This is a genomic window from Halosolutus gelatinilyticus (assembly GCF_023028105.1).
GTDB classification, from domain to species: Archaea; Halobacteriota; Halobacteria; order Halobacteriales; family Natrialbaceae; genus Halosolutus; species Halosolutus gelatinilyticus.
In genome coordinates this window covers 3,567,958-3,587,208 of record NZ_CP095491.1, presented here as the reverse complement: position 1 = coordinate 3,587,208, position 19,251 = coordinate 3,567,958, and the positions used below count along the sequence as shown (strand labels likewise).

At 66.8% G+C, this 19,251-nt stretch carries 18 protein-coding genes; 10 read left to right on the top strand and 8 right to left on the bottom strand.

The window, feature by feature from the left end; translation table 11 throughout:
* Positions 1-25 precede the first annotated feature (25 nt).
* Entirely contained in the window at positions 26-1,516 is a 1,491-nt protein-coding gene (locus tag MUH00_RS17595; protein ID WP_247000825.1) for a glycosyltransferase family 2 protein, read from the bottom strand.
* Between the two features lie 155 nt (positions 1,517-1,671).
* Between MUH00_RS17595 and MUH00_RS17590 the strand changes: the two genes are divergently transcribed.
* Both MUH00_RS17590 and mce read left to right on the top strand, forming a co-directional pair.
* Positions 1,672-2,502, top strand: a complete 831-nt coding sequence (locus tag MUH00_RS17590) for an aldo/keto reductase (protein ID WP_247000823.1) — start codon at positions 1,672-1,674, stop codon at positions 2,500-2,502.
* Between the two features lie 110 nt (positions 2,503-2,612).
* Complete coding sequence (mce, locus tag MUH00_RS17585) at positions 2,613-2,996, top strand: methylmalonyl-CoA epimerase (protein ID WP_247000821.1); 384 nt, start codon at positions 2,613-2,615, stop codon at positions 2,994-2,996.
* A gap of 6 nt (positions 2,997-3,002) precedes the next feature.
* Here the strand turns inward: mce and MUH00_RS17580 are convergent, their stop codons facing one another.
* The gene (locus tag MUH00_RS17580) at positions 3,003-3,374 is read right to left on the bottom strand and encodes a hypothetical protein (protein WP_247000819.1); all 372 of its coding nucleotides are present in this window, start codon (positions 3,372-3,374) and stop codon (positions 3,003-3,005) included.
* A gap of 296 nt (positions 3,375-3,670) precedes the next feature.
* Positions 3,671-4,336, bottom strand: coding sequence for an FAD-dependent oxidoreductase (locus MUH00_RS17575; RefSeq protein WP_247000817.1), 666 nt, complete (start codon positions 4,334-4,336; stop codon positions 3,671-3,673).
* A 151-nt stretch (positions 4,337-4,487) separates the two neighbouring features.
* On the opposite strand from MUH00_RS17575, the gene MUH00_RS17570 reads away from it, so the two are divergent.
* On the top strand, positions 4,488-6,242 hold the full coding sequence (locus tag MUH00_RS17570) for a 2-oxoacid:acceptor oxidoreductase subunit alpha (protein WP_247000815.1): 1,755 nt from the start codon (positions 4,488-4,490) through the stop codon (positions 6,240-6,242).
* A complete protein-coding gene (locus MUH00_RS17565) occupies positions 6,242-7,108 on the top strand; it encodes a 2-oxoacid:ferredoxin oxidoreductase subunit beta (protein ID WP_247000813.1) in 867 nt (288 codons plus the stop codon). The genes MUH00_RS17570 and MUH00_RS17565 overlap by 1 nt, the downstream gene beginning before the upstream one ends.
* 132 nt (positions 7,109-7,240) lie before the next feature.
* On the opposite strand, the gene MUH00_RS17560 is transcribed toward MUH00_RS17565, so the two are convergent.
* Positions 7,241-7,894: a DUF6517 family protein gene (locus tag MUH00_RS17560; RefSeq protein WP_247000811.1), complete on the bottom strand. Its 654-nt coding sequence runs from the start codon at positions 7,892-7,894 to the stop codon at positions 7,241-7,243.
* Between the two features lie 139 nt (positions 7,895-8,033).
* Here MUH00_RS17560 and MUH00_RS17555 point away from each other — a divergent pair, with 139 nt between their 5' ends.
* Positions 8,034-9,155 (top strand): pyridoxal phosphate-dependent aminotransferase, encoded by a 1,122-nt coding sequence (locus MUH00_RS17555; protein WP_247000809.1) that lies wholly within the window; start codon positions 8,034-8,036, stop codon positions 9,153-9,155.
* A gap of 467 nt (positions 9,156-9,622) precedes the next feature.
* Positions 9,623-10,888: an MFS transporter gene (locus MUH00_RS17550; RefSeq protein WP_247000807.1), complete on the top strand. Its 1,266-nt coding sequence runs from the start codon at positions 9,623-9,625 to the stop codon at positions 10,886-10,888.
* A 45-nt stretch (positions 10,889-10,933) separates the two neighbouring features.
* On the opposite strand, the gene MUH00_RS17545 is transcribed toward MUH00_RS17550, so the two are convergent.
* A complete protein-coding gene (locus MUH00_RS17545) occupies positions 10,934-11,926 on the bottom strand; it encodes a DMT family transporter (RefSeq protein ID WP_425603022.1) in 993 nt (330 codons plus the stop codon).
* Positions 11,927-12,196: 270 nt separating this feature from the next.
* Here MUH00_RS17545 and MUH00_RS17540 point away from each other — a divergent pair, with 270 nt between their 5' ends.
* Positions 12,197-12,991, top strand: coding sequence for a helix-turn-helix transcriptional regulator (locus MUH00_RS17540; RefSeq protein WP_247000805.1), 795 nt, complete (start codon positions 12,197-12,199; stop codon positions 12,989-12,991).
* Between the two features lie 42 nt (positions 12,992-13,033).
* Here the strand turns inward: MUH00_RS17540 and MUH00_RS17535 are convergent, their stop codons facing one another.
* Both MUH00_RS17535 and MUH00_RS17530 read right to left on the bottom strand, forming a co-directional pair.
* Complete coding sequence (locus tag MUH00_RS17535) at positions 13,034-14,041, bottom strand: TIGR04024 family LLM class F420-dependent oxidoreductase (protein ID WP_247004004.1); 1,008 nt, start codon at positions 14,039-14,041, stop codon at positions 13,034-13,036.
* 141 nt (positions 14,042-14,182) lie between these two features.
* Positions 14,183-14,482, bottom strand: coding sequence for a DUF8152 family protein (locus tag MUH00_RS17530; RefSeq protein ID WP_247000803.1), 300 nt, complete (start codon positions 14,480-14,482; stop codon positions 14,183-14,185).
* 138 nt (positions 14,483-14,620) lie between these two features.
* Between MUH00_RS17530 and MUH00_RS17525 the strand changes: the two genes are divergently transcribed.
* A complete protein-coding gene (locus tag MUH00_RS17525) occupies positions 14,621-16,051 on the top strand; it encodes an FAD-binding oxidoreductase (RefSeq protein WP_247000801.1) in 1,431 nt (476 codons plus the stop codon).
* 4 nt (positions 16,052-16,055) lie between these two features.
* Here MUH00_RS17525 and MUH00_RS17520 read toward each other — a convergent pair whose 3' ends face one another.
* Complete coding sequence (locus MUH00_RS17520) at positions 16,056-17,747, bottom strand: thiamine pyrophosphate-binding protein (RefSeq protein ID WP_247000799.1); 1,692 nt, start codon at positions 17,745-17,747, stop codon at positions 16,056-16,058.
* Between the two features lie 168 nt (positions 17,748-17,915).
* Here MUH00_RS17520 and MUH00_RS17515 point away from each other — a divergent pair, with 168 nt between their 5' ends.
* Together MUH00_RS17515 and MUH00_RS17510 are read left to right on the top strand one after the other, a co-directional pair.
* The gene (locus MUH00_RS17515) at positions 17,916-18,776 is read left to right on the top strand and encodes a UbiA family prenyltransferase (RefSeq protein WP_247000797.1); all 861 of its coding nucleotides are present in this window, start codon (positions 17,916-17,918) and stop codon (positions 18,774-18,776) included.
* 124 nt (positions 18,777-18,900) lie between these two features.
* Positions 18,901-19,206: a HalOD1 output domain-containing protein gene (locus tag MUH00_RS17510; RefSeq protein ID WP_247000795.1), complete on the top strand. Its 306-nt coding sequence runs from the start codon at positions 18,901-18,903 to the stop codon at positions 19,204-19,206.
* Positions 19,207-19,251 lie beyond the last annotated feature (45 nt).

The following is a 19,251-nucleotide window of genomic DNA, read 5'->3' as shown; positions in this document are numbered from 1 at the left end:
GGTTCGCCCGTCGCGGCGACCCCTCTCATGGTCGCCCGTCGAACGCGACCGTCGCGCCGACGAGAGCGCCTTCGGATGAGTCCTCCCGATTTCGGACGCGCTCCGAGCGTTCCCGATACGGAGTCGATCGAAGCGACGGGTGCGTGTTCATTGCGTGGACGAACAGCGCGAATAGGACCATCGTTACCCCGGCGAACGCGAACGCAGCTGGCGCGAGTATCGAAATCGCCGGCACCTGCGCGGCGGACAGCTGTTCGATCGACCCGACGGCGATCGACGTGCCGAGTGCAGCGAGGAGCGTTCCCGGAAGCCCCAGCACGAGCAGGGGGTGCGTCCACTCGAGGTGGCCGAGAATGTTCCACACGAGTCCGGTACCGTGGGAGAGCGCGCCCTGGGAGCTGCCGTGCTCGACGTCGTAGTCGATGGTGATTCCGATCTCCTCGAAGTCGAATCCCGCGCGATGGGCGTGGTAAATGATGTCCGTGCTCGCGCCCATTCCGCTGCCCAGGTCGGCGGTCGTCGCGAGGGAGTCGACGGCCTCCCACGTGTATGATCGGAAGCCGCTCTGGGTGTCCCGAACCCACGTGCGCGGCCGGAATCGTCCCAGGCTCGCGTTCGTGAGGAGGTTAATGACGCCGAGTCCGAGCGAGCGGACCCGCGGCATCCGCGTCTTCGAATCGTCCGCGAATCGGCTCCCGATGACGATCTCGGCGCCGCTCGACTCCTGGGCCTCGACGAGCGTCGCGATGGACGCCGGATCGTGTTGCCCGTCGGCGTCCAGGGTCACGAGGTGGTCGGCCGCGAGCGTTCGTCCCTCCGCGAAGATAGTTTGGAGAGCGCCGCCGTAGCCGCGGTTGCGATCGTGACGGACGACGAGCGCACCGGCCCCCTCGGCGCGCTCGGCCGTGGCGTCGTCGCTCCCGTCGTCGACGACGAGAACCTGATCCGCGTGCGTGGTCGCTTCCCGGACGACCGAGCCGATCGTCTCCGCCGCGTTGTACGCGGGGATCGCCGCGAGAACGCGCGGGCGGCGGTCGACGACCGGCCGCGCCTCCGGAATCGCGTCGGTCTCGAACCGGCCCGGGACGAACGCTCCCAGGGTTCGCTCGTAGTCGATCCGCGGACACCCCTCCCGCTGGAAGATGATCCCGGAGCGGCCGTCGATATACGCCGCCGCGAAGAGGGCCGCCTCGAACTCGAGCCGGCTCGCGGCGACGGTGCGGGGTTCGACGACCGCGGCGCCGAGGCGGGCGGCGAGGCGACCGGGTTCGGAGTCGGGATCGACCGCGATGAGGTAGACCGCGAACCCCTGTTCGGCCGCTCGAAGGATCGTCCGGTAAACCGACTCGGGCTCCTCGCCCGCGGCCACGATGCCGACCGCGGGTCGGCGGCGGTCGTCGGCCGACGGCGACTCGTCGGCGGTGATATCGGTCGGCTCGAGGCCGCCGTCGGGGGAGACGTACGAACGCGGAGCATCGTCTTCGGCCGCGACGTTCCGGGGAAGGGTGGTGTCCATACCCGACCGGAGCACCGACGCGGGGCAATAGTGATAGCAAGTTGAAAGTTACGCGGGGTGGTTACCTCGAGGAAACCGGTACGGCACCAGCGGATCGCTCGGGGGTCGTCGAACGCCCCCAATACTCAAATCCGATCGAGGACGAAGGGTCGGTCGTGAGTACCGGACCCGAACTGGAGACCGTGACCACAGACGGCGCCGAAATTCCGGCGCTCGGCTTCGGCACGGCCCGGATGACCGGCGACGAGTGTCGCCGCGCGGTCGAGACGGCGCTCGAGGTCGGTTACCGCCACGTCGACACCGCTCAGATGTACGACAACGAGGACGCGGTCGGCGACGCGCTCGCGACGAGCGACGTCCCCCGCGAGGCCGTGTTCGTCACGACCAAGATCGACACAGACAACCTCGCCTACGACGCCGCCCTCGAATCGACCCGAGCGAGCCTCGATCGCCTGGGTCTCGACGCCGTCGATCTACTCCTGATCCACGCGCCGCGATCGCACACGCCCCTCGAGGAAACGATCCGCGCGATGAACGAGCTACAAGACGAGAGCGTCGTCGACCACGTCGGGGTCAGTAACTTCTCGGTGGACCAGCTCCATCGGGCTCGAACCCTCTCGGAGACGCCGATCGTCGCGAACCAGGTCAAGTACCACCCCTACCACCACCAGACGGACCTCCTCGAATACTGCATCGAGCACGGGATCTGCCTGACCGCGTACAGCCCGCTCGCTGCGGGCGCCGTCCCGGGCGACGATCGGCTCGCCGAGATCGGCGCCGCTCACGGCAAGTCCGCCGCGCAGGTCGCGCTGCGGTGGCTCCTCCAGCAACCGTTCGTCGCGGCGATCCCGAAGGCGTCGAGCCGCGAGCACATCGAGGCGAACGCGGACGTGTTCGACTTCGAGCTGTCGGGCGAGGAGATGCGCGACATCGGCGATATCGGCGGCCTCTGGGATCGACTGGCCGTCAAACTGGGACTGCGGTGAGCGATCGTCTCGGTTGGGTTCGCCCGTCGATCGCGCCCCGCCGGAGCGGCGACCGAATCCGTCCCGATCGACCAAAACAGTAACGCCCCTCCCTCGAGGACTCACGCGTGATGCACTTCGATCACGCCGGCATCGCGACCGACGACGCGCGAGAACTCGCCGACCTGTACGCCGACCTCTTCGGACTCGAGGTGGCCCACGAGGAGGAGTTCAACGGCATGCGCGTCGTCTTTCTCGACTGCGGAAACGGCTACTTCGAACTGCTCGAGCCGCTCGAAACGGGGACCATCTCCCGGTATCTCGAGAACAACGGCTCAGGCATCCACCACCTCGCGCTCGCGACCGACGACGTCGAGGGTGCGCTCGAAACCGCCCGCGACCACGACGTGCGGTTGATCGACGAGGAACCGCGGCCCGGCGCGTGGGGCCACACCGTCGCGTTCCTCCATCCCACAGACACCGGCGGCATCCTCGTCGAGTTCGTCGAACACTGAGGCCGATCAGCGCTCGTCCGGTTCGCCCCGATCGACGTCGATCCGGTGGGGTTCGACGCGATCGTCCTCGTCCCCGCCGCCGACGGGGATCTTCGTCTGGAGCGAACTGGCGAACGACTGCACCCGATCGACCAGCGTCTCGACTTCTTCCTGGAACTCCTCGACCGAACGTTCGACGTAGTGAACCCGCTTCGAGGGGATCCGTCGAACGATGTCGTTGCCCTCCTCGTCCTCGTCGGTCTTGATGATCCAGTGGTCCTGGAAGTACGCGATGTGCTCGTTCGGAACCGTCTTCCGAACCGTTCCTTCGTCCGGTTCGTCGTAGACGATCGTCGCCTCGCCCATATCCCGCTCTAATTCGAGGTCTTCTTCCACCATGGTGTGACTTCTGCGCGCGTACAAGCGTAGGTGCTGTGCTTGCGACCATCAGAGCAACCTGGGACCCTCAGTGCATCTGGTTCGAAAACACCGATTCACGGCGCGAACACCTCGAAAGCCCTTGGCCCCTTTCAGCCCCGCCCGCGGCGGCTTGACCGACCAGCCGATATGGGTGACTGAAAGGGGCTACCGTTGAGCGAAAACGTGCATCCGCTCGACGACGGGGGCTTTCGTGGTGTACTCAGGACCGCAACCTCATCGTCTTCCCGCCAATTCGACGAGCCTGTCGCAGTGATCTAGCCGAAGTTTTCGATCAGCGCTTCGTCCGAGTCGCCGCCGGCGTCGTCGATCGCGTCCGCGACGGCTCTGACGAAGTCCTCGAAGCCGAACGCGTAGACCTGTCCCTCGCCGTGGTGAGAGGCGATCGCCTCGGCCAGTTCGTCGTCGGCGTCCGCGCCGATAATCTCGACCGCGACGCCCTCTTCCTCGATCGCCTCGAGTCGATCGACGTGAGCCGGGTCGTCGTCCTGGTAGACGACGGTCGCGTCGTAGCCCGCGTCGTGGGCCGCCTCGGCGATCGCGACGGCGGGGCCGACGCCCGGGCCGCCGGCGACCGCGACGACATCTCGATCGCGCTCGTAGGTGATCGTGCCGAACGGCCCCTCGACGTGGACCGTCTCGCCGCCGTCCAGGTCCGCGAGCCACGGCGAGAGTTCGCCGTCGGGGTCGATGCCGACGGTGAGTTCGAACGTCTCGTCGACCGAGGGCGACGACAGCGTGTAGTGTCGCATGACGACGTCGTCCTCGTCGGCGGCCGTCTGATCGTCGACTCCGGGAGCGGCCCGCAGGAGGACGAACTGGCCCGGAAGCGCGTCGAAATCGCCGGGCGTTTCGAGTTCGAGTGCGATGGTGTCCGGCCCCACCTCGCGGACCGATTCGACGGCAACTGGCGTTCCGTTCATGTCGGATCGGTTCGGGGCGCGCGTGAAAAGGAATTCCGTTTACCCGCTGGAGAATAATTCGCCGTCGAGTAACAATTTCAGCCGGTGAAACGGTGGTCCGGCGGGGGTTTCAGAAGCCTTTTCATACGTGGAAGGCAAGTTCCGCCCTAACATGGCTGAGGATCTCAACTGGGCGATCGGAGGCGAGGCCGGAGACGGAATCGACTCCACCGGAAAGATTTTCGCTCAGGCACTGTCCCGAGCCGGACGGCACGTCTACACGTCGAAAGACTTCGCATCGCGCATCAGGGGCGGGTACACCGCATACAAGATCCGGACCTCGGTCGACGACGTCCAGAGCGTCGTCGATCGGCTGGACATCCTCGTCGCCCTGACACAGCGGACGATCGACGAAAATCTCGACGAACTCCACGAGGGGAGCGCGATCATCTACGACGGCGAGCGCTCCTGGGAGGCCGAGATCCCTGACGAGATGACGGCGGTCGACGTCCCGCTGAAATCGCTCGCCGAGGACGCCGGCGGCGCGATCATGCGCAACATCGTCGCGCTCGGCGCGGCCTGCGCGATCACCGGCTTCGACGTCGAGTACCTGGACGAGGCCCTGGAGAAGCGCTTCGGCGGCAAGGGCTCGAAGATCGTCGAGAACAACAAGGAAGCCGCCCGTCTCGGCCAGGAGCACGTCGAGGAGAACTACGACCTCGACCACCTCGGCTACAACCTCGAGACGACCGATAACGATTACGTCCTGCTGAACGGCAACGAGGCGATCGGCATGGGTGCGATCGCCGCGGGCTGTCGGTTCTACGCCGGCTACCCCATCACGCCCGCGACGTCGATCATGGAGTACCTGACCGGACGGCTCGAGGACTACGGCGGCCACGTCGTCCAGGCCGAAGACGAACTCTCGGCGATCAACATGTCCCTCGGCGCCGCACGCGCCGGGGCTCGATCGATGACCGCCACGTCCGGCGCGGGGATCGACCTCATGACCGAGACGTTCGGCCTGGTCGCGACCAGCGAGACGCCGCTGGTCATCTGCGACGTCCAGCGCTCCGGCCCCTCGACGGGGATGCCGACGAAGCAAGAGCAAGGCGACCTCAACCTAACGCTGTACGGCGGCCACGGCGAGGTTCCGCGGTTCGTCGTCGCTCCGACCTCGATCACCGAGTGCTTCTGGAAGACCATCGAGGCGTTCAACCTAGCCGAGAAGTACCAGACGCCGGTCTTCCTCGTCTCCGACCTCGCGATGTCCGTCACCGAGCAGACGTTCCCGCCGGAGGAGTTCGACATGGACGCGGTCGAGATCGATCGCGGCAAACTCGTCGATCAGGACGAGGTCGACGAGTGGCTCGACGAGCAGGGCCGATTCCGCGCCCACGCCGTCACCGACGACGGGGTCAGCCCGCGCGCGATCCCCGGCACGATCGACGGCGCGCACATGTCGACCGGGCTCGAGCACGACGAACTGGGCCGCCGGACCGAGGACCAGGGCGAGCGCGTCCAGCAGGTCGACAAGCGCTACCGCAAGGTCGAGACCGCCCAGGAGCGAGAGGAATGGGACTACCGCGAGTTCGGCGATCCCGACGCGGAGAACCTCGTCGTCTCGTGGGGATCGAACGAGGGCGCGCTCGTCGAAGCCCTCGGCTACCTCGAGGACGAGGGCGTCGACGTCCGCGTGATCTCGGTGCCGTACATCTTCCCGCGACCGGACTTGAGCGAGGAGATCGAGGCCGCGGCGGACGTGATCGTCGTCGAGTGTAACGCGACCGGTCAGTTCGCGGACCTCCTCGAGCACGACACCCTTACCCGCGTCAAGCGCATCAACAAGTATACCGGCGTCCGCTTCAAGGCGGACGAACTCGCCGAAGAGATCACCGAACAACTCGCAGCAGAGGTGCCTGCCTAATGAGCTCAGACGTTCGATTCACCGACTTCAAATCCGACAAGCAACCGACGTGGTGTCCCGGCTGCGGCGACTTCGGGACGATGAACGGCATGATGAAAGCCTTAGCCGAAACCGGCAACGACCCCGACAACACGTTCGTCGTCGCCGGGATCGGCTGTTCCGGCAAGATCGGGACCTACATGCACAGCTACGCGCTGCACGGGGTCCACGGCCGCGCGCTCCCGGTCGGCACCGGCGTCAAGATGGCCCGTCCCGACATCGAGGTCATGGTCGCCGGCGGCGACGGCGACGGCTACTCGATCGGCGCCGGCCACTTCGTCCACGCCGTCCGCCGCAACGTCGACATGTCCTACGTCGTCATGGACAACCGCATCTACGGGCTGACCAAGGGGCAGGCCTCGCCGACCTCGCGATCGGACTTCGAGACCTCGACGACCCCCGAAGGGCCGAAGCAGCCGCCGGTCAACCCGCTCGCGCTCGCGCTCGCCTCCGGGGCGACCTTCATCGCCCAGTCGTTCGCCTCGGACGCGCTGCGCCACCAGGAGATCGTCCAGCAGGCGATCGAACACGACGGCTTCGGCTTCGTCAACGTCTTCAGCCCCTGCGTCACCTTCAACGACGTCGACACCTACGACTACTTCCGCGACAACCTGGTCGACCTTCAGGAGGACGAGGATCACGACCCGAACGACTACAAGGCCGCCGAGAAGGTCATCCTCGACAGCGAGAAGGAGTACCAGGGCGTGATGTACCAGGACGACGAGTCGGTCCCGTACCACGAACTCCACGGCGTCACGGAGAACATGTCCGACATCCCGGAGGACGCCCCCGAGGACGCGATGGACCTGGTTCGCGAGTTCTACTGACGCGGTCCGTTTTTCGATCGGCGGTTTCGAGTTCGATCCGGATAGCGAACGGCCCGGCGGCCGTCAGATTCGAACCCGATCACAGGGAGGCGTCCGAACGCTCGATCTCGGCGCCGGCGATCGACGCGCTGCTCAGACCGGATGCTCGACGGACTCCATCAACACCTCGATCGCCGCCGATTCCTCGACGAACAGTTCGGGGTAGCTCCCGAGCAACACGATGCTGTCGTCCTCGTGATCGAACGTCGCCAGCTGGAGTTCGACGTCGACCCGCTCGCCGGCGAAGTCCGTTTCGCCGACGAAGACGGCGACGTCGCGCGTCCCCTCGAGGATCTCGAGCGTGAACGAGTCGTCGTGTCGAACGTTCTCGATCGCTGCCCCGCCGTCCACCCGGTCGAAGAACTCCGTGAGTAGCTCCTCGTTCGACATGTCGTCGATCGGATTGAACGAGCGGTCGGCGACGGCGATCTCCGGGAGCGACACGGCGGCGAACACGCCCGCCTCGCGAGCTTCGCCCTCGTATTCGATCGCCTTCGCGTACGAAGACGCCCAGTAGCTCGCCCGAACCTCCCGTTCGACACCGACCTCGACGGTCTCGTCGATCGCGCCGGTCTCGACCTCGCGCTCCTCGTACTCGGTATCCTCGAGCGCCGCTGGCGTCGGTGCGGCGCGCTCGGCGTCGAACTCGAGCGGGCCGTTGCCGAGCACGAAATCCAGACAGCCGGCAGTCAGTGCGAGTGCCCCAGTTCCCCCTGCGGCTAGTAGCGATCGGCGAGAAGTCCTCATTACGAAGGGAGAAGCCAGCGAACCGGTATATCCGTTTTGGCAGAATGATCAACACGTTGGCGAAAGTCGCCGACGGTGCGGAGGGGATCGCGGTACCGGGACATCAAGAGTTATCGGGATCCGCGCCACCCTGTTATGCATGACGGAATTTTCACGTCGGGTCGAGCAGGTGTCGATCAGCGGCATCCGCGAAGTGTTCGAAGCCGCGGACGAGGACGCGATCAACCTCGGAATCGGACAACCCGACTTTCCGACGCCCCAACACGCCCGCCGGGGCGCGATCGAGGCGATCGAGAGCGAACGGACCGACGCCTACACATCGAACAAGGGGACCCTAACGCTTCGGGAGGCGATCAGCGCGAAGTACGACCGCGACTACGGCGTCGCGGTCGATCCGGCGGACGTGATCGCCACCTCGGGCGGGAGCGAAGCGCTGCACCTGGCGATCGAGGCCCACGTCGATCCGGGCCAGGAGGTGATCTTCCCCGATCCCGGCTTCGTCTCCTACGACGCCCTGACGCGGATCGCGGGCGGAACGCCGAAACCCGTCCCGCTGCGCGACGATCTGACGCTGGACCCCGCGACGGTCGAGGAAGCCATCACCGACGACACGGCGCTGTTCGTCGTCAACAGCCCCGCGAACCCGACCGGCGCCGTCCAGCACGAGGACGACGTGCGCGAGTTCGCCCGCATCGCCGACGAGCACGACGTCCTCTGTCTCTCCGACGAGGTGTACGAACACATCGTCTTCGAGGGCGAGCACCGCTCGCCCCTGGAGTTCGCCGAGACCGACAACGTCGTCGTCGTGAGCGCATGTTCCAAGACCTACTCGATGACCGGCTGGCGACTCGGTTGGGTCGTCGGCTCGAACCGCCGGATCGAGCGCATGCTCCGGGTCCACCAGTACGCCCAGGCCTGCGCCTCCGCGCCCGCCCAGTACGCCGCCGAGGCGGCGCTGACGGGGCCCCAGGAACCGGTCCGGGAGATGGTCGACGCCTTCGAACGACGCCGCGACGTCGTCCTCGACGGACTCGAGGACGCCGGCCTCGACGTGCCGACTCCCCAGGGCGCGTTCTACGTCATGCCGAAGGTTCCCGACGGCTGGTGCGAGGAAGTGCTCGATCGGAACGTCATCGTCGTCCCCGGAGACGCCTTCGGCGCGAACGGCGAGGGGTACGCCCGGCTCTCGTACGCGACGAGCACCGAGGAGCTGAAAGAAGCGCTCGAGATCATCGACGGGGCGACGCGAGCGGTTCGGTAAGAACCCCGTGACGAGACTGGGTCGGATGATCGGGCGCTCTGTGGCGATCGGTACGCGACGAAGGGGCGACCTGACCGGCGCAATCACGCGACGATTCGGCGGACTTCGAGGGACGATTCAGTCGGCACTGTGGTGGGGGAGGAACCCACAGTTCCGGCAGCCGTTATGTTTCGTCGTCTGGTAATTCATCTTTGATCCACACTCAATGCAGTTGTAGTATCCTGCCGTCATCACCTGGCAGAACGATAGAAGCACACATATGCCTTGCGTGGGCGATGCCCACAAGAGTAGTATCTCGTAGTTATACATCACGAATGTTGATGAATTCCAGGAGAGATATTGGCACAGAATCGGTCGCCGATCGACCGAACAGCCGCCATCCCCGCCCGAAATCATCATCCCGTCTACAAAAATGACGATCAGCGAGACGTTATCGCGAGGCGCCACGACGACGAGAGAAACGAGAGATGTCCCGGCAGGCTCCTCGATCGACGGCGGTTCGCTCCTACTATCTGTACCGGGCGACCGATTCGGTCGGCTTCATCTGGCCCGTGTTCACACTGTTCCTGCTGTGGAACGATCTCGCGTTCACGCAGATCGGGACGCTCGGCGCGGTTTCGGCCGTCCTCGTCGTCGCGTTCGAGGTGCCGACGGGGTACGTGGCGGATCGGTTCGGTCGCCGGAACGCCCTCGCGCTCGGAATGACCGCGATGGCCGTTTCGATCGGCGGATTCGTTTTCGTCGACTCCTTCGCCGGCTTCGTCGTCCTGTACGCGATCTGGTCGATCGCGCTGTCGGTTCGGTCGGGGACGTCGGACGCGTGGCTCTACGAGACGCTCCGAGATCGAATGGACGAGCGGTCGTTCACGCGCGTCCGCGGCAGGGGCGGTTCGGTACACCACTGGGTTTCGGCGGTGACGATGATCGCGGGCGGATTCCTGTACGCGGCGCATCCGACGTATCCGTTCATCGCTTCGGCCGTCCTTCACGGTGCGGGCGTCGTTGTCGTGCTCTCCATGCCGAAGAACGGCCGATACGAAGGCTCGATCGCCGGCGAAGCCGGGACCGGCGTTCGCGGATCGCTCGCGCTGCTCCGCACGCAGTTCTCGCGGCCCTCGCTCCGGACGTTCGTCCCGTTCGTCGCGCTGTTCTTCGCGATCGTCAACGTCGCCGACACGTACGTGCAACCGATCACCGTTTCCGCGCTCGACGCGATCGACGTCGCGGCTCCGATCGGCGGAGCGATCCCCGAAGCGGCGATGCTGGGGGTGATCTACGCGGGGTTCGCCGTGCTAGCAGCGGTCGCGAGCTATCACGCGGAGACGATTCGAACGCTGTTCGGACTTCGGACGGCGCTGCTGGCGGTTCCCGTCGCGACGGCGACGCTGTTTCTGGCGGCGGGGATCACGCCGCTGGTGGCGATTCCGGTGTTCTTCGCGATGAAAGGGGCCGGCGCCCTGTACGAGCCGCTCGTGAATCAGTACCTCAACGGTCGGATCGAGTCGGTCGGACGAGCGACCCTGCTCAGTACGGCGTCGATGGGGTACGCGCTCGTCCGCGCGCCGCTGAAGCCGTTGGCGGGGTATCTCGCGGATCTGACGTCGCCGATCGCGTTACTCGGCGTCCTCGGCGGTGCGTTCGTGAGTATCGCTCTCGTCCTGGTCGCCGTGGCGACGCCGATCCCCGCCGACGGCGGGGCCGACTCGCCCGATCCCTCGGCGGACGTCGATTGAAATCTCGCCGGAGATCGATCGAAACCGGCGCCGGAAACCGGCCGTTCAGTCCGATCTGAACCCCTGCGGTTCCTCGCACGCGGATCGATCCTCGGCGGCCGGCGAGGTCGTCGGTACGCCGGGGAGTTTCGATCGAACGTCGAGGTCGTCGAGATCGATCGACGCGCTCCCAAGCACCGCGAATCCGGCGAAAATGGTCAAGAATCCGGCGACCGTCACGAGTTCGATGCGCTCGCCGAGGATCGCCCACCCGCCCACGGTCGAGACGACCGGGACGACGTAGAAGAGCAGGCTCGATCGGATAGCTCCGGCCTCGTCGAGGAGGGCGAAGTAGGCGATGTAGGCGAACACGCCGGCGACGATGCTCACGTAGCCGAGGGCGACGAGCGCCGCGGGCGTCCACGCGATCGCAGCGGTCGTCTCGCCGGCGGCCCGGGCGAACCCGTGACAGAGAATCGCCGCGAGGGGCAACCCCCATGCGATGCGAACCGTACTGGAGAGGGGCGCGTCAGCCCGACGAATGAGCACTGCGCCGAGGGAGGCGCTGACGGTACCCGCGAACAGGATCGCGCGGCCGAGCGCGTCGCCGCCAAGCAGCGTCGCGGTATCGGGCCCGACGACGAGCGCGACGCCGACGAGTCCGAGGCCCATCGCGACGGCGCCACGAAGCGACAGTCGCTCGTCCGAGAGGAGGACGGCGGCGAACACCGGCGTCAGGATCGGGTTGAGACTGAAGACGATCGCAGCGACGGCGCTGGTCGCGTACTGCTGCCCGACGAACAGGAGCGCGTTCGTCAGCCCGATGACGAGGGCGCCGGTCGCGAAGATGCCGACGAGGTCGCCACGCGTGGTGGGGAGGAGCTCCTCCCGCGAGTGGGTGACGAGGACGTAGCCGAGGAGCACGATCGCCGCGACGTCGAACCGAATGGCGACGAACAGCAGCGGACTGAAGTACTCCAGGCCGGCCTTCGCGGCGACGAACGTCCCGCCGAAGAAGAGGCTGGCGAGGACGAAGAAGGCGATCGCTCGGCGGTCCATCAGGCCGACACCTCCGGCGTCGAAGGTGCTCCCGTCGGGACCGCCACCCGGGAACGCGGACGGACGGTCGAGTATCGTTCTCGGGTCATACTAGACGAGAGGCGCCCCGTCCACATAAGATAATTCAGTAAAATTTTCACAGAAAGAAAGTATTGTTCGCCGTGTCGGCTTTTCTCGCCCCGTCGACCTTTCCGCCGGTGTCGGTCATTCACGACGTGAAAATTATTCACAACCCGAAACCCCTATCTCGGTTCGGGAACAGGCACGCGTATGGACCGTGCTCTCGAGGAGATCGAGTTTCTCGCGCGCTCCGCGAATCGCATCGAGGTGCTGAACGCGGTTCGCGATCAGCCGCGGACGCGCCGGGACTTACAGGAGCGAACGGGCGCGTCACAGCCGACCCTTGGCCGGATCCTCCAAGACTTCGCCGATCGAAACTGGGTCGTACGCACGGCCGACGGGTACGCGGCGACCGCGACGGGTCGCCTGGTCGCCGAGGGGATCACGGACCTTCGCGACATCGTCGAGACGGAACTCGAACTGCGGGGCGTCGTCCGGTGGTTGCCGACCGAGACGATGACGTTCGACCTTCGCCGCCTTCACAGCGCCACGATCACCGTCCCGAGCCAGACGCGGCCAAGCGCCCCCGTCCAGCGAGTAACCGAACTCGTCCGGCAGGCCGATCGGGTGCGGGTCGTCTCCCACGCGTTCAACGAGCGCACGCTGGAGGTCGTCCGAGAGCGGACCGTCGAGGCCGGCGGCACGTTCGAGGGGGTCTTCTCGGCGAGCGCGATCGAACCCGTCGCCGAAGACGCGGTGCTTCGGAAGCGCCTTCGCGACCTCGTGGCGGCGGAAAACGCCGAGATCCGGATCGCCGACGGCGACGTCCCGCTCGCGATCACCGTGACCGACGGCGTCGTCGCGTTGCTCGTCCGGGACGACAACGGGATGCTCCAGGCGTCGCTCGAGACGGACGACGGGCAGGTCCGATCGTGGGCCGAGGATCTGCACGAACGCTACTGGACCGAGGCGCGTCCGCTCGAGGAACGCGAACTCGCGGAGTGAGTCGAACGGGTCGAACGGCGTTCGCGGCGATCGACCGTCGAACTACCGCAGTTCGGCCAGGGCCTCCATCGTCGCGGTCTTGTCCGCCTCGGTCATCCCGTCGACGAAGCCGAAGCGAACTGCGTCGACGCCCTCGATCGCGGCGTACTCCGCGACCCACTCGCGAACTTCCTCGGGGGTCCCGGCCGGGGCCAGCTCGTCGAGCACCTCGTCGGGCAGTCGGGCGGCCATCTCCGCCGTGTCGCGATCCGCCCAAGCGTCCCTGATATCGGCGACGACGTCGGGATAACCCTGTTCGGCCACCGAATCCCCGTAGTAGGGGCCGTACGCACCGAGCATGAACGCGATCGTTCCGCGAGCCAACTTCCGGGCGCGGTCGCGGTCCTCCGAGGCGATCCCGCGGACGATCGGACTCACGCGCAGATCCGAGCGGTCCCTGTCGGCAAGTTCGGTGCCGCGTTCCAGATCCGCCAGTCGGTCTTCGAGGCCGTCCTTCGTGAACAGTTGCGGCGCCCAGCCGTCGCCGAACCGGCCGGCCATCTCGGTCGCCTTTGGGCCGAGCGTCCCGAGGTCGATCGGCGGCGGCGATTCGGGCGGCTCGCGCTCGTAGTTCAATCCCGATATCTCGAAGATCTCGCCCTCGTACGCCGGATTCCCCTCTTCGTAGACGGCCCGTATCACCTCGATCGCCTCGCGGGTGCGCCGCAGCGGCCGATCGAACGCCTCGCCGTGCCAGCGCTCGGTGATCGCGGGCGAGCTCGGGCCGAGGCCGAGCCGAAACCGGCCGCCGGAGACATCGTGCAGCGCGAGCGCGGTCTGGGCGAGCAGCGCCGGCGAACGACCGAACGGCGAGAGCACGTCGTTCGAGATCCCGAGCTCCTCGGTCCGATCGGCGGCGAGCGTCAGCGGCGGGACGATGTTCCACCCCGTCGTCTCGCCCGTGGAGATGCGATCGAACCCCAGCGATTCGGCCTGGACGGCCCGATCGGCGACGTCCTGCGGTCGATCGTAGTCGGTGAGCCGCACCAGCAGGTCGAGTTCGGCGTTCACGCGACTCCCCTCCTCGCCGGCTTCAGGTCGCAAACCATCATCATCTGTCATCGCGCGATCGATCACCTTAACATTCGGCGTTCGACTCGATCGAGTCATCGCTCCGAATGGCGGCTCTCGACACCGACGAGGGTTCGACACCTACGAGTCGAGAATATCGGCACAGCGTTCCCGCGCGGTCTCGACGTGTTTCGATGCCTCCTCGTGATCCGGGTCGCCGGCCTCGGCGAGCAGGTGCCGTATCTGCCGGACGCGTTTCTTCGTCGTTTCGCGATCGAGGTCGGTCGTCGCGGCGTCGCGAGCCACGGCCTCGGCCTCGCCCAGCCAGCGGTTGGTCGTCCGATCGATCGGCAACTCGGCGGTGGCCGCGAGGTGCTCGTGGAGATCGCGGACCCGCCGCGCGAGGGCGTCGTCGCGATCGTCAGCCGGGGTCTCGGTCACGGCTGCATCCATGGACGCGATCGCCGAGACGGTTTCGGGACGGGCCGATCGAGTCCTTCGAGCGCCGCGGCGATCGGCACCGGGTGTCGCGACGAACCGGTGGGAAACGTTGATACGACGCCTGATCGACGTTCGCGTATGGCACACGACTGTTCGTTTCTCGAGGCGCTCGGCCTCGCGGACGGCCAAGTCTCGTTCGCGGAGGGGCACAGGGAATCGCACGCCGCCGACTGGGGAGCGGAACAGCAGGATCGCGGCGTGGTTCCCGACGCCGTCGTCTATCCCGAGTCCACCGACGACGTCTCGGCGATTCTCGCGGCGGCGACCGAACGCGGGGTGCCGGTCACGCCCTACGCCGCGGGGACCGGACTTGAAGGGAACGCCGTTCCCGCTCGCCGCGGGATCAGTCTCGATCTCACGCGGATGGACGAGGTGCTCGACTACCGTCCCGACGACTTCCAGATCGACGTCGGCCCCGGGATTATCGGGTCGGCGGTGGACGAGCACGTCGCCGGGGACGGCCTGTTCTTCCCGCCGCTGCCGTCGTCGGGGGACATCTCGACGATCGGCGGGATGATCGCGACGGACGCGAGCGGGATGCAGACCGTGAAGTACGGCGAGATCGCCGACTGGGTGCTCGGCCTGGAGGCCGTCCTCGCGGACGGCACGGTGATCGAGACGGGATCGCAGGCGATCAAAACCTCGAGCGGGTACAACCTGACCGAACTCGTCGTCGGCAGCGAGGGGACGCTCGCCGTCGTCACGCGGGCGACGCTACAACTCGCGGGCCGACCCCGACAGATCCGCGGCGGGCGAGCGATTTTCGAGACCCTCGACGACGCGACCGAGGCCGTCTCCGACGCGGTTCGAACGGGCGTCGACGTCGCGCGGATCGAACTCGTCGACGGACTGAGCGCGCGGATGGCCAACGCCTACCTCGACACCGACCTCCCGGACGCGCCGATGGTCTTCCTCGAGTTCCACGCCGAACACGGTATCGAGGAGGAGATCGACCTCTGTCGAACGATCTTCGAAGACCACGACGCCACCCGCTTCGAGATGAGTAGCGACGACGCCGAGATGGACGACCTCTGGCGGGCCCGTCGAGAACTCGCGTACGCGGTCGCGACGTACGATCCCGACCGCAAGCCGCTCCACCCCGGCGACGTGACGGTGCCGATCAGTTCGTATCCCGATATCGTCCACGAGACGAAACGGCTCGCCGAGGAGTACGACCTCCTCGTGCCCTGCTTCGGTCACGCGGGCGACGGCAACCTTCACTACACCGTCCTCGTCGATCGGGACGACGAGGCGACGGTCGAGCGGGGCGAGCGGCTGTACCGCGAGATCGTCGAGCGGGCGATCGACCTCGGCGGGACGGCCACCGGCGAACACGGGATCGGCCACGGCAAACGCGAGTACCTCGCGGCCGAACACGGCGAGGGCGCGGTCGAGGCGATGCGCCGGGTCAAGCGCGCGCTCGACCCGACGGACACGCTCAATCCCGGAAAAATCTTCCCGGAAACGGTGGGCGGCGGCCGGATTCGTCCGCCCGAAGACGAGGGCTGACGCGTCAGTCGTGGACCAGCACGTCTAGCACGGTCGGTCCGTCGGTCGCGAGCGCCCGTTCGAGGGCGTCCTCGATCGCGTCGGGCGTTTCGACGAGTTCCGCGCCGGCGCCGTGGCTCTCGGCGTTCGCGACGAGGTCGATCGGGGGCTCGAAGTCCATTCCGACGAAGTCGTAGTCGTCCTCCTCGCCGCCCATGAGTTTCAGCGTGTTATCCTTCAGGATGCGGTAGTTGCGGTTGTCGGGGACGACGACGCTGAGGTCGAGGTCGTGGCGGACCGCGCTGTAGATCGCGTGGGGGTAGTACAGGTACGAGCCGTCGCCGACGAAGCCGACGACGTCCCGCGGATCGTCCCGCTGGCCTTCGGCGACGGCCGCGCCGATCGCCGCCGGAAGGCCGTAGCCGAGTCCGCCGCCCTTGTTCGAGATGTACTGTTCGGGGGCGAACTCCCACCGGGTCAGCATCGCGTACTTCGAGGTGACCCCTTCGTCGACGATGTAGGCATCACCGGCGACGCGCTCCATCGCGTCGACCAGCTGGGCCTTCGAGGCGCGCGGATCGTCAGGGGCCTCGTCCTCGCCCATCTGCGCGACCGTCGCCTCGACCATCTGCTTGATGGCGTCCACGTACTCCAAGCGCTCCTCGACGACGTCCTCGGAGAGTCGCTTCCGAACGCGTTCGATCAACTCCTGCATGACGAGCCCGGGATCCCCGACGACTGCCGCGTCGGCCGGCTGGTTCTTACCGACCTGCCAGGCGTCGTCGCCGACGTGGATGCAGGTCGTCTCGGGATCGACCAGCGCCTCCTCGTGGCGGGTCAGCGTCGTGTTCGTCGAACAGCCGACGAACAGGAGCGTATCGGCGTCCATCAGCGTCGACGCGAGGTTCTCGTCCGGCGGGATGTAGGAGACCCACTGCTCGTGATCGGTCGGAAAGTCGATCTCGCAGGCCAGGATCTCGCCGTGGACGCGGGCTCCCATCGATTCGGCGAGTTCGACCGCCGCGGCGACCGCGTCCTCGCCCGATCGGGCGACGTGGTCGCCGACGACCATCGTCGGGTTCTCGGCCTCGACGAGCAGGTCCGCGGCCCGATCGATCTGCGCGGGGTCGCCGCTGCCCGCGTTCGGAATCGCGCCCAGCCGTTCGGGTTCGGCGTCGGTTTCGGCCAGCATCGCGTCGAGCGGCAGCGCGAGGAAGACGGGGCCCGTCGGCGGCGTCATCGCGACCCGGAACGCGCGCCGGAGCATCGTCGGGAGCGCGTCGACGTCGAGCACCTCGTCGGACCACTTGCAGAATCGCTCGGCCATGTCGACGAGATTCCCGCTCAGAATGGGCTCCTCGTGGCGGAAGTCGGTGCTGTGGTTGCCCGCGGTAACGACCACCGGCGCGCCGGTGATCGACGCCGCATAGAGGTTACCGAGTCCGTGCGCGAGCCCCGGCGCGATGTGGAGGTTCGCCACCCCCACGGGCGTGATCGAGTCGTCGTGGTGGGCGTGGTACCGCCGCGTCTGGGCGTACCCTGAGGCCATCCCGACCGCGACGTCCTCGTGGAGTCCGAGCACGTACTCGAGGTCGCTCTCGCCGATCGCATCCACGATCGGAAGCTCCGTGGTCCCCGGATTGCCGAACACGTAGTCGATGCCGTAGGATTCGAGCGCGTCGACGAAGAGGTCGGCTCCGGTGTAGTTTCCCGTCATGATCGCTGGTGGCACGGCACACCCCATCAAACTGTGTGTTTCGGAAGTCGGCGGGACGGCCGATCGTCGGGGCGGAGACGTCGATCGATGGGACGCGCGTCGGCCGTCGGATCCGACCGGTGCGAACGCGGCCGGGGTATTATATTTCGGTCCGTCGTCACTCGCACTATGTCCCTCGCGAGACGCGGGACCGGTGCCGGGGCGACGGCGCTGGCGTACTGGTCGCAGGTCCATCCCGTGTTCATGCTGCCGCCGCTGGCCGCGTCCCTGTTCGGCGCGATTCTCGCGGACGCGTTCGATCCGACCGTCGCGACGGTCCACGTCGCCGCGATGTTCGCGGCCGTGTACACGGCCCACCTCAAGGACGGCTACGTCGACTTCTACGATCGCGGCGAGGACGACGATCACCCGCTGACCGCGCGGGGCTGTCGCGTCGGGCTCGCGCTCTCGACGGCCGCGTTCGCCTGCTGTTGCGCCCTGCTGTTCGTCCTCGTCGGCCCGATCGCCGTCGCGCTCGCGCTCCCGACGTGGGCGATCGCCTACCTCCACGCGCCGCAACTCGATACGAACCCGGTGACCGCGACGATCGGCTACCCCCTCGGGATCGCGCTGTCGCTGCTCGGCGGCTTCTACGTGCAGGCCGAAACGATCGCGCCCGTTCCGCTCGGGTTCGCGGTCGTCTTCCTCGTGCTCCTCTCGGGAATCAAAGTGATCGACGACGCGCAGGATTACGACTACGATCGATCGATCCGGAAACGAACGGTCGCCGTGGCCGTCGGTCCCGGACGGGCCTACTCGGTCGCGTACGGGCTCATGGCGACGGCTCTGCTGATCGTCGTCGCGTTCGCCGTCGCCAGGGTGTTCCCGCCGACGGCCGTGCTCGCGGCGCTCGCGTTCGGCGCGGTCGCGATCGCCGCTCGTCGGGCGGGACCGGAGATCGCGACGATGCTGCTCATTCGCGGCTCGTACGTCTTTCTCGCCGTCTTGGTCGCCGCCGTGTGGTTCGAACCGCTCGCGTCGATCGGCTGACGGGCGATCGTCGCGCTGTACGATCGATCGGCGATTCGGAGTTCAGTTCTCGGACGAGAATGTACGGATATCCTGGATGAACTATTACAACAGACTTTTGTAAGGGTTCGTGTAACGAGGTGCCATGGAAACCGCCGATCGGAGCGAATCAAACAGCGCGCGTCGAACGGTGCAGTTCCGCCGCGACTGGTCGACGACGGCGCCGAGTCACGCCGTCCTCGAGGCGCTCGCGATCGTCGAAGACACGACGCTACTGGCGCTCCGGGACGAGCTCGGCACCGCGCTGTACGATTACGTCGATCCCGAGGCGCTCGACGCGATAATCGGGAGCGGCCGATCCACGCCGATCGAACTCTCGTTCGAGGTACAGCACCTTCGTGTGACGATCGCAACCGACGGCAGACTCGTCGTCAGCACGACGCGCGAGTGACGCCCCGCGCAGGACGAGACGACACCTGTCTCCGATCGGCTCGTC

Bases quoted from the DNA above. Each gene is read 5' to 3' on its own strand.
- MUH00_RS17595 (WP_247000825.1), bottom strand. From the start codon at position 1,516: ATGGACACCACCCTTCCCCGGAACGTCGCGGCCGAAGACGATGCTCCG.
- mce (WP_247000821.1), top strand. From the start codon at position 2,613: ATGCACTTCGATCACGCCGGCATCGCGACCGACGACGCGCGAGAACTC.
- MUH00_RS17580 (WP_247000819.1), bottom strand. From the start codon at position 3,374: ATGGTGGAAGAAGACCTCGAATTAGAGCGGGATATGGGCGAGGCGACG.
- MUH00_RS17575 (WP_247000817.1), bottom strand. From the start codon at position 4,336: ATGAACGGAACGCCAGTTGCCGTCGAATCGGTCCGCGAGGTGGGGCCG.
- MUH00_RS17570 (WP_247000815.1), top strand. From the start codon at position 4,488: ATGGCTGAGGATCTCAACTGGGCGATCGGAGGCGAGGCCGGAGACGGA.
- MUH00_RS17565 (WP_247000813.1), top strand. From the start codon at position 6,242: ATGAGCTCAGACGTTCGATTCACCGACTTCAAATCCGACAAGCAACCG.
- MUH00_RS17560 (WP_247000811.1), bottom strand. From the start codon at position 7,894: ATGAGGACTTCTCGCCGATCGCTACTAGCCGCAGGGGGAACTGGGGCA.
- MUH00_RS17555 (WP_247000809.1), top strand. From the start codon at position 8,034: ATGACGGAATTTTCACGTCGGGTCGAGCAGGTGTCGATCAGCGGCATC.
- MUH00_RS17550 (WP_247000807.1), top strand. From the start codon at position 9,623: ATGTCCCGGCAGGCTCCTCGATCGACGGCGGTTCGCTCCTACTATCTG.
- MUH00_RS17545 (WP_425603022.1), bottom strand. From the start codon at position 11,926: ATGGACCGCCGAGCGATCGCCTTCTTCGTCCTCGCCAGCCTCTTCTTC.
- MUH00_RS17540 (WP_247000805.1), top strand. From the start codon at position 12,197: ATGGACCGTGCTCTCGAGGAGATCGAGTTTCTCGCGCGCTCCGCGAAT.
- MUH00_RS17525 (WP_247000801.1), top strand. From the start codon at position 14,621: ATGGCACACGACTGTTCGTTTCTCGAGGCGCTCGGCCTCGCGGACGGC.
- MUH00_RS17520 (WP_247000799.1), bottom strand. From the start codon at position 17,747: ATGACGGGAAACTACACCGGAGCCGACCTCTTCGTCGACGCGCTCGAA.
- MUH00_RS17515 (WP_247000797.1), top strand. From the start codon at position 17,916: ATGTCCCTCGCGAGACGCGGGACCGGTGCCGGGGCGACGGCGCTGGCG.
- MUH00_RS17510 (WP_247000795.1), top strand. From the start codon at position 18,901: ATGGAAACCGCCGATCGGAGCGAATCAAACAGCGCGCGTCGAACGGTG.